The organism is Streptomyces sp. NPDC037083, from assembly GCF_055606485.1.
Map to the genome: position 1 here is coordinate 146,527 of NZ_JBVJSQ010000006.1, position 9,821 is coordinate 156,347.

General features: G+C 74.8%; 4 protein-coding genes. 1 reads left to right on the top strand and 3 read right to left on the bottom strand.

The window, feature by feature from the left end:
• Positions 1-13 precede the first annotated feature (13 nt).
• From ACZ7DE_RS18130 to ACZ7DE_RS18140, 3 genes are all read right to left on the bottom strand, one after another.
• The gene (locus tag ACZ7DE_RS18130; protein ID WP_470762293.1) at positions 14-424 is read right to left on the bottom strand and encodes a YchJ family protein; all 411 of its coding nucleotides are present in this window, start codon (positions 422-424) and stop codon (positions 14-16) included.
• 864 nt (positions 425-1,288) lie between these two features.
• Positions 1,289-2,641 (bottom strand): M1 family metallopeptidase, encoded by a 1,353-nt coding sequence (locus ACZ7DE_RS18135; RefSeq protein ID WP_470762295.1) that lies wholly within the window; start codon positions 2,639-2,641, stop codon positions 1,289-1,291.
• Positions 2,642-2,718: 77 nt separating this feature from the next.
• A complete protein-coding gene (locus ACZ7DE_RS18140) occupies positions 2,719-6,585 on the bottom strand; it encodes a Pls/PosA family non-ribosomal peptide synthetase (protein ID WP_470762297.1) in 3,867 nt (1,288 codons plus the stop codon).
• 786 nt (positions 6,586-7,371) lie between these two features.
• Here ACZ7DE_RS18140 and ACZ7DE_RS18145 point away from each other — a divergent pair.
• Positions 7,372-9,735, top strand: a complete 2,364-nt coding sequence (locus ACZ7DE_RS18145; RefSeq protein WP_470762299.1) for a VWA domain-containing protein — start codon at positions 7,372-7,374, stop codon at positions 9,733-9,735.
• Positions 9,736-9,821 lie beyond the last annotated feature (86 nt).

Genomic DNA, 9,821 nt, shown 5'->3' on the forward strand with positions numbered 1-9,821 from the left:
GCTCCCGCCACGGCTACTCGGGGAACTCCCCGTCCACGTACACCCACGCGCCGTCCACCCGCTCGAACCGGCTGCGCTCGTGCAGCGCGCCGCCCCGGTAGGACGCCCGGAACTCCACGGACCCCGTCGTGTGGAACGCGCTGCCCTGCGACGTCGCGAGGATCTCCAGCCCCGTCCACCGCATCCCCGGATCGAGTTCCAGCCGCTCCGGCCGCGTCCGCGGATGCCAGGTCCGCAGCAGATAGGGGACATCCCCCCGCACGAACGCGCTGTAGCGCGAGCGCATCAGCGCCTCAGCCGTCGGCGCGACGCCGACACCGGCATGCAAGCGCCCGCAGCAGGCCTCATAGACCTCGGCCAGACCACAGGGACACGTGGCGGGGGCGGCGGCGCGCTGTCGCGGGCGGGCGGTGCGTCGAACCATGAACCCATTCTGCCCGGCCTTGCGGTTCCCCCGGCCCTGGGCCCCCGTTCGAGGCTTGCGGTTCCCCCGGCCCCGGGCCTCCCGGATCCACCGGCCCTCGGATCCCCCGGCCCCGGGCCTCCCGGATCCACCGGCCCTCGGATCCCCCGGCCCCGGGCCTCCCGGATCCCCCGGCCCTCGGATCCCCCGGCCCCGGGCCCCCGTTCCAGGCTTGCGGTTCCCCCGGTTCCGGGCCCTCGGCCTCCCGGCCCACCGGCCCTCGGATCCACCGGCCCTGGCCCTCCCGGATCCACCGGGCCTTCGGCCCTCGGTTCACCGGCCCCGGGCCTTGCGGTGACACCGGCCCTGGGCCCCCGGCCTCCGGATCCACCGGCCCCGGGCTTCCCGGATCCACCGGCCTTCCTGCCTCCGGGGTGAACCGGGCCTTCGGCCCTTGGTCCACCGGGCCCCGGGTTTTGCGGGTACACCGGCCCGGGCTCCCGGCCTCCCAGATCCACCGGCCGCCGGCCTCCCGGATCGCCTGGCCCTTTGGGCCTGCGGGGTCCACCGTCCTTCCTGCCTCCGGGGTCCACCAGGCCTTCGACCGACGGGGCCTTCGGCCCTCGGTTCACCGGCTGCCGGCCCTTCGGCCTCTGGCCTCGGCCGTCCGCCGGCCCTTCGGCCTCTGGCCTCGGCCGTCCGCCGTCCGTCGGCCCGACCATCCGCCGGGCCTACCCGTCCTCCGGCCAGCACTCCCGGGCCCCCTGCCCGTGCCCGGCCGTGGGCCTCGGTGGCGGGTGAGGTGTCCTTCAGGGGAGCGGGGAACTGCGCGATCGGCCCCACCGGCCCGCGGGTTCGTCACGTGTTCGCAGCGGAGCGCCCGGCTCAGGCCGACTCCGCCCCCCGGCCCACCGGCTGTACCGGCAGCGGCGGGAGGGCCGTTTCGTACACCCAGGCGCCGAACAGGTCGTCCAGGGGCTCCGGGGCGAAACGGGCCGCGTGGGCGGTGAGCGTCGACGTCGTCACGGCGCCGCCCCGGTGCAGCGAGAGCCAGGCGCGCAGCATCCGGAAGAACGCGTCGTCGCCCAGCGCGCAGCGCATCGCGTGGACCGTGAGGCCGCCGCGCTCGTAGAGCCGGTCGTCGAACATCGACTTGCGGCCGGGGTCGGCGAGACGCAGGTCCTGCGGCTGCGACGACAGCGTCCGGTGCGCGACGGCGGCGAGCTGCTGCGCGCTGCGTCCTCCCGACCGCTCCGACCACAGCCACTCCGCGTACTTCGCGAACCCCTCGTTCAGCCAGATGTGCCGCCAGTCGGCGATGGACACGCTGTTGCCGAACCACTGGTGCGCCAGCTCGTGCGCCACCAGCCGCTCCGAACCCCGGGCCCCGTCCACGTGGTTGGCGCCGAACAGCGACAACCCCTGGGCCTCGACGGGGACGTCGAGCTCCTCCTCCGTCACCACCACCGCGTACTCGTCGAACGGGTAGGGGCCGAAGAGCTGCTGGAACAGGTGCATCATCCCGGGCTGGCGCGCGAAGTCCCGGGAGAACTCGGCCAGCAGGTGCGCCGGTATGTGCCCGTGCTGGGGCACGCCGCCGAGCCCCGGATCGCCCAGCAGGACGGTCTGGTACTTGCCGATCGACAGGCCCACCAGATAGCTCGACGTCGGCGCCGACTGCTCGTACACCCAGGTGGTCGTCGAGGCCTTCGGCGTCCGCGTCAGCAGCCGGCCGCCCGCCACCACCGAGTACGCCGACGGCGTCGTGACCGATATCAGGTACGACGCCTTGTCCGCGGGCCGGTCGTTGCACGGGTACCAGGACGGCGCCCCGACGGGCTGGCTCGCGACCAGCGCCCCGTCGTCCAGCTCCTCCCAGCCGAGGCCGCCCCACGGGCTGTTCACCGGCTTGGGGTTGCCCGACCAGTGCACCTCGACCGTGAAGGCCGCCCCGGCGCGGATCGGCTTGGCGGGACGGACCCGCAGCCGGCCGCCCCGATGGGTGTAGTGCGTCTGCCGGCCGTCCACCCGCACCCGGCCGATCTTGAAGTCGGCCAGGTTGAGCTGGAACTCGGTCAGCGGCGACCGGCCCGCTATCGCGTTGATCCGGGCCGCGCCCGACAGCCGGTTCGGATCCGGCCGGTAGTCCAGCGTGAGCTCGTAACGGTGCACCCGGTACCGCGGGTCACCGTTGGCCGGAAAATACGGGTCCGGCCCGACCGCCTGCTGAACTGCCACGTCCCCGTCCGCTCCCTGACCTGTGCTGGAACCACCCGTCGCCGGTACACCGCTCACCGGATCCGAGTAGCCCCTCCTCAGGGACGCCATGCCTCGATCGGGTTGCCGAGCCAGCGGGTGTCGTCCGGGACGGACTCCGCGGCCATGACGAGCGACGCGGGACCCAGGGTCGTCCGGGCCCCGATCGTGCTGCCGGGCAGCACGATCCCGCCAGGGCCCAGCGTGGCGCCCTCACGGAGGACCACAGTATCCGTCCGCAAGATCCGGTCGTGGAAGAGGTGAGTCTGCAGCACACACCCGCGGTTGACCGTCGCACCGTCCCCCAGCGTCACCAGGTCCGCCTCGGGCAGCCAGTAGCTCTCCACCCACGCGCCCCTGCCGATCCGCGCCCCGAGCCCGCGCAGCCACGCCGTCATCACCGGCGTCCCCGGCACGGCGCCCGCCAGCCACGGCACGGCCACCACCTCGACGAACGTGTCCGCCAGCTCGTTGCGCCACACGAAGCCGCTCCACAGCGGATGCTCGCCGCTGCGGTGCCGGCCGACCAGCAGCCACTTGGCGACCACGGAGACGACGGCCGCCGTGACACCCGCGCCCAGCAGCACCGCACCCGCCAGCAGGGGCGCCCACGCCCCCAGCGCGCACAGCACGGCCACCGTCGCCACACCGAGCGCGGTCGAGCACAGCACCGGCACGATCCGGCACAGCTCCACCAGAGCCCGCGCCCACAGCAGCCGCGAGGGCGGCTCGTAGGTACGGCTGTGATCGCCGTCCGCCGCGTTCCTCGGCAGCTTCACCGGCGGCAGTCCCAGGTACGACGTGCCCTTCTTGGCCTTCTTCGGCGTCGCCGACAGCACGCCCACCAGCCCGCCCTCCGGCACGGACCTGCCCGGCGCGGTCATCCCCGAGTTCCCGAGGAACGCCCGCCGCCCGATCTCCGCCCGCCCGATGCGGACCCAGCCGCCGCCCAGCTCGTACGGCGCGGTCAGGGTGTCGTCGGCGAGGAACGCGCCCTCGCCGACCGTCGTCAGGCTGGGCAGGGCCAGCACGGTCGACACCTCGGCGCCCCGCCCGATCCGCATGCCCAGCAGCCGCAGCCACACCGGCGTGACCAGTCCCGCGTACAGCGGGAACAGGGTCTCGCGGGCCCGGTCCATCAGCTGCGTGACCGTCCACGCCTGCCACCCGATCCGCCCGTGCGCCGGATGCGTACCCTCCCGCAGCCCCAGGCTCAGCAGCCGGACGGCGACCAGGACCAGCAGCGCGTACGCCGCCCCGTAGGCGAGCGTGGCCGGCACGAGCGCGACGGCCGCGCCCCGCAGGGCCTGCGCGAGTCCGTCGCCGGGCGTCACGAACACGCCCGCCACCAGCAGCGCCACCGCGCCCGACAGCACCGGCAGCAGCGTCAGCCCGAGCCCCGACACGCCGTACATCGCACTCCAGTACCGGCTCCTCGGCGGCCGCTCCTTGGGCCAGTTCCGCTTGGCCCGGCCCAGCTTGGCCGCGGGCGCTCCCGCCCACCGCTGCCCGGTCGGGATCTGCCCGCCGACCGCCGAACCCGGCGCCACCTCGGCGCGCTTGCCGACGCGGGCGCCGGGGAAGAGCGTGCTGCGGGTGCCGACGACGGCGTGCGCGCCCACCTTGATCGCGCCGATCTCCAGCCGGTCGCCGTCCAGCCAGTAGCCGGAAAGGTCGACCTCGGACTCCACGGCCGCGCCCCGCCCGAGCTTCAGCAGGCCGGTCACCGGCGGCAGCGCGTGCAGGTCCACGTCGGGTCCGACCTTGGCGCCCAGCGCCCGCGCGTACCGCTGCAGCCAGGACCCGGTCAGCGAGGTGGCCCCGCTGAACTCGGCCAGCCGCTCCGCCGCCCACAGCCGCACATGGACCGAGCCGCCCCGCGGATGGCGGCCGGGCCGCACACCCCGCAGCAGCAGCCGCGCCCCGCCCGCGCCGAGCGCGAGCCGCCCGGGCGGGCTGAAGAACAGCAGGGCGCCGGCGACCACCAGCCACCACGGAGCGGTCGGCAGCCAGCCGTAGGCGGGCAGCAGATCGCCCAGCGCGGCCAGCGCGACCGTCCAGCGCAGCCCGAGCAGCGTGAACAGGGGCAGAAGCAGCAGGAGCTGTACGAACTGCGTCCGCTTCGGCACGGGCGCGACGGTGCGGCTGCCGCCGTCGTCCTGCGCCGAGTCCTCCAGCCGGCGGGCCAGCTTGCGCAGGGTCGGATGCTGGTAGACGTCCAGCACGGCGGCGCTGGGGTAGCGGGTGCGCAGCCGCGTCGTGAGCTGCGCCGCGCCCAGGCTGCTGCCGCCGATCGCGAAGAAGTCGTCGGAGGCGGAGGCGACCGGGATGCCCAGCACCTGCGTCCACTGCTCGGCGAGCCAGGCCTCGGTGCCGTACAGCTGTTCGGCCGGGCCGCCGGTCTCCAGCTCCTTCAGCGGCCAGGGCAGCGCGTTGCGGTCCACCTTCCCGGAGGTGCGGGTCGGCAGGTCGTCCACCGGCGCGAGCAGCGGCACCAGGGCCGCGGGCAGCTCGGCGCGCAGCCGCTCCACGGCCGCCGCCTGGTCCCAGCCGTCCTGGATGACGACGTAGCCGACGAGGAGCTGGTTGCCGCTGCGGGCGGTCCGCACGGCCGCGGCGGCCCCCGCGACGCCGGGCAGCGCCTGCAGCGCCGCGTCCACCTCGCCCAGCTCGATCCGCCGCCCGCCGAGCTTGATCTGTTCGTCGGCCCGCCCGAGGAAGACGAGCCCCTCGGCGTCGGCGCGCACCAGGTCGCCGCTGCGGTACGCCCGCTCCCAGCCCAGCGACTCCAGCGGCGCGTACTTCTCCGCGTCCTTCTCGGCGTCGAGGTAGCGGGCGAGCCCGACCCCGCCGATCACCAGCTGCCCGCTGCCGCCCATCGGGACGGGCCCCCCGGCCTCGTCCACGACGGCCAGCTCCCATCCCGCGAGCGGCAGCCCGATCCGGATCGGCTCCTCGCCGGACATGAGGGAGGCGCAGGCGACCACGGTCGCCTCGGTCGGCCCGTACGTGTTCCAGACCTCCCGCCCCTCCGTCACCAGCCGCTGCACCAGCTCGGGCGGGCAGGCCTCGCCGCCGAAGATCAGCAGCCGTACGTCGTTGAGGGTCTCGGGCTCCCACAGCGCGGCCAGCGTGGGCACGGTGGAGACGACCGTGATCTCCTGCTCGACCAGCCAGGGTCCGAGGTCGGCGCCGCTGCGGACCTGGGACCGGGGGACGGGCACCAGACAGGCTCCGTACCGCCAGGCGAGCCACATCTCCTCGCAGGAGGCGTCGAAGGCCACGGACAGTCCGGCCATCACCCGGTCGCCGGGCCCGATGGGCTCCTCGGTGAGGAACAGGGCGGCCTCCGCGTCCACGAACGCGGCGGCGCTGCGGTGGCTGACGGCGACGCCCTTGGGCTTGCCGGTGGAGCCGGAGGTGAAGATGATCCAGGCGTCGTGCCCGGCGCCGGGACGGCCGGCCGCCGCCGACGGCGTGCCGTGGACGTCGATGCGGTGCCCGGCGCCGACGACGGCCCGCACACCGGCCTCGCCGAACACCAGCTCGGCCCGCTCGTCGGGGTCCTCGGCGTCCACCGGGACGTAGGCCGCGCCGACGGCCAGGACGGCCAGGATCGCCACGTAGAGGTCGTTGGTGCCGGACGGGACGCGCACGCCCACCCGGTCTCCGAGCCCGACCCCCGCGACGGCGAGCCGGCGCCGGAGGTCGTCCACCTCGACGGCGAGGGCGCGGTAGGTGAGGGAGGTGACGCCGTCGTCCAGGGCCGGCTCGTCCGGGAACGACCGGACGGCCGCGTCGAAGACGTCGACGAGGGTGCGGGGGGAGGGCGCGGGGCCGCCGGAGAAGCGGGCGATGTCGCCGAGTTGTGCGCGGATTTCGTCGTCGAGCAGGCCGAGAGCACTGCTCTCGTGTGTGGCTGCCATCGGTCCTCGCGTCTCGATCCCGGAAGCCTCCGGGGCGCCGGCGGGCCCGCAGGTTTGCCTGGGGTTGTCCGGTCCGGCTCCGTAACAAGCCGGAAATTTTAGTACGACGCTAGGCGCGCGCCCCGGTGCCGGCCACTCGGGTGGGCCGTCCGGGGCTCCGCAGTAGCGCGACGGCACCGCTCTGACCTGCACGGTCCATATGACGGCGAGACTTGCCCCACATCGACGGAAACGGCCGTCCTGTCGACTGGATGTCCGTTTTGACGCACCGTCACGACGCCGTCCCGCGCGGTGATTCCGTTGCTCCGGGCTCCCGGCGCGCGGAGCGTTCTCATGTCCCTGTCGGGGGGCGTGGAGAGGTGAAAGCGGGAGCGGGTACGTACGCCCGGGCGCGCGCGGGCGGCGATGCTCCCGCGCGAGCATCGCAATGTGTGAACGGCCGTATTCCGCCCCTCCGGATTCCGGAATGCTGATGTTCGTTCACGCGGGACGGGGGGCGATGCGGGTGGCGGGCGGCGCTGTCTACAGGTTCTTGACGGGTGCGGACCCGTTCCGCTCCCGCCCCCGGTCCGACGACCCGCCTGAACGCCTCCCCGCCGTGCCGCACGCTCCCTGCCGCCGTCGCCCCGCCCGTGGCGCCCGGCGGCGGACGCCGGTGGGGTGACCGGCCGATCCGTGGCGATCTGCAGGCGAAGTGGGGCGGGGCGGGACTCGGTCGGAAGGTGAAGTGGAAGCGTGGGGAACCTGTCCAACAGTGATGTCCGTTATATGAGCACATGTTCGAAGATGGTTCGTGCACGTCGCTGCTTCCGAGGCGCGGCCGCACTGCTCGCGGCGGTGCTCCTGACCGGCGCGGGCGGCCCGGCGCCCGGCGGGCTCGGGGCGGCCGGCCGCCCCGCCGCCGAGCCGCCGGACCCGATCAACCTGGCCGTGGCGGTCGACGAGTCGAGCAGCCTGAGCGCCCGGGACGTGGACCGCGAGCGGGACGCCGCACAGCGCATCGCGCTCGGCGAGATATCCACCGCCTCGCGGCTGACGGTGCTCGGCTTCGCCAGCGCCGACAACGACGAACAGCAGGCCGTGGACGAGGTGTGCCCCACCACGACCCTGAACGAGGTGGCCCGCGAGAAGATCGGCGACTGCGTCGCGAAGCTCGACCGGCGCGGCGAGGGAGAGGGCACCGGCACCGACTTCCCGGCCGCCGTCCGGCAGGGCATCGCCCGCCTCTCCGCCGAGTCGGTCACCGGCCCGCGGATCCTGTTCCTGCTCACCGACGGCGTCCTGGACGTGTCGGACAGTCCCGCCTACGGCGCGGACACGGCCAGCAGGAAGGCCAACGGCGAGCGGGAACTGCGGCGGGCCCTCGCCGAGGCCAGACAGGCCGGGGTGCAGATCTGGCCGCTCGGCTTCGGCTCGCCCGACCCGGACGCCCTGCGCGCCATGGCGGCCGGCGGCTACCAGGGCGCCTGCGCCAACCTGCCGCAGGCCAGGCCCACGTCCCAGACCGTCAAGGACTCGGCCGCCCTGGGCGAAGCGGTCCAGAAGGCGTTCGCCAGCGCTCGCTGCCTCATCGCCGACCCCACCCACCAGGACACCCCGCCGGCCACCTTCGCACTGCGGATCTCCCCGCTCGCCACGCTGGCCACCATCGTCGTCTCCAAGGGCGACCCGGCGGTCAGGGTCCGCATCCGCGCCCCGGGCGGCGAGGAGATCGACGGCAGCCGTGACGACGGCGTGTCCTCCTACGAACTCACCGGCGCCGACCAGGAAGTGGAGTCGCTGCGCATCGTCGCCCCGCGTCCCGGGACCTGGACGGTGGACCTGAGCGCGCCCGAGGGACACCGCGACCGGCTCGCCAGCGTGGGCGTCCAGTGGCGCGGCGCGCTGCGCTCGTCGATCGTCATGACGCCCGCCTCCCCGCGCCCGGGCGAACAGGCCACCGTGGGCCTGCAACTGCAGACCTGGAACGGCAGGCCGGTCAGCGACCCGGCCGACCTGAAGGTGCTGAAGGTGTCGGCGACCCTCGCCGGCACCGGCTTCTCCCCGCAGGCCGTCCGGCTCGCCGACGACGGACGCGGCGAGGACGCCCGTGCCGGCGACGGCCGGTTCACCGGCACGGTCACCGTCCCGCGGGCGGCCAAGGACCGCCTGAAGGTCACGGGCGTGCTCACCGCCATCGGGCTGAGCGCCGACCACCGGCCCTTCATGACCGGCGTGGCCGCGGTCAACGCCCCGGTGCAGGCCCATCTCGGCGTCGTCGACGCCACCGTGCACCCGGGCGACAGCGTGCCGCTGACCCTCAAGGCGGTCGACGGCTCCACCGGCCCACGCGTCCTGAACCTGGTCCTGGAGGACAGCTCGCGCGGCGACCTCACCGTGACCCCGGCCCGCGTCCGCCTCGACCCCGGACAGACCCGCACGGTAAGGGCCGAGGTGCGCGTGGGCGCCGACGTCGCCCCCGGCCGGCTCTCGGCCAAGGTCGTCGTGTACGACACCGGGCGCCCCCAACAGGTCCTGGACGCCCGGCTGCTGACCGTGCTCGTGACCCCGCCGCCGAGCTGGGCGGAACGGCACTGGACACTGCTGCTGCCCCTCGGCCTGCTGCTGGTCGCGGCGGCCGCGTACACCTGCTGGCGTCTGCTGGAGCGCAAACGCGTCCACAACGTGCGCGGCCTGGTCCTGACCCTGCTCGTCCCCGACGAGGACGGACAGGACGAACGGCCCGTCAGCACCATCCACGTGAAGACCGACGGCCCCGAGTACCGGTTCGGCGTGGTCGCGGGCAGCGGCACCGACCCCCGGCTGGTGCCGGACCGGCAGGGCCGCTTCGCCGTACGGCGGGACGCCCAGCGCATGGCCCGGCTGCGGACCCCCGAGACCTCCGGCACCGCCGTCGCCTACGGCAGGACGGTCCCGCTGACCGGCGAACTGCGGCTGAAGGTCGACTCCACGCGCAGCCGCGTCCGGCGCCCCTCGGCCGGCGCGGGCCTGCGCTGGCCGCTGCCCCGGCCCACCCGCCCCGACCGGCCCGGCCGCACGGCCCCGGTACCACGCCAGGACACGCACGGGCAGTCCCTCGCGCACACCGTCCACGACGACGTCTCCCGGGTTCCCGCCGCCGGAGCCGACGCCTACGACCCCGATCTGTGACCGGCGGGCCGGCCCCCGGCCGCCGCTGCTCCGCCGTCACGCGCACACCACACCACCGGCCCGCACCGGACGGCCGGTCCACACGG

What these genes read in the sequence shown, in the direction of transcription:
- ACZ7DE_RS18130 (WP_470762293.1), bottom strand. Translation starts at nt 424, where the DNA reads ATGGTTCGACGCACCGCCCGCCCGCGACAGCGCGCCGCCGCCCCCGCC.
- ACZ7DE_RS18140 (WP_470762297.1), bottom strand. Translation starts at nt 6,585, where the DNA reads ATGGCAGCCACACACGAGAGCAGTGCTCTCGGCCTGCTCGACGACGAA.
- ACZ7DE_RS18145 (WP_470762299.1), top strand. Translation starts at nt 7,372, where the DNA reads ATGGTTCGTGCACGTCGCTGCTTCCGAGGCGCGGCCGCACTGCTCGCG.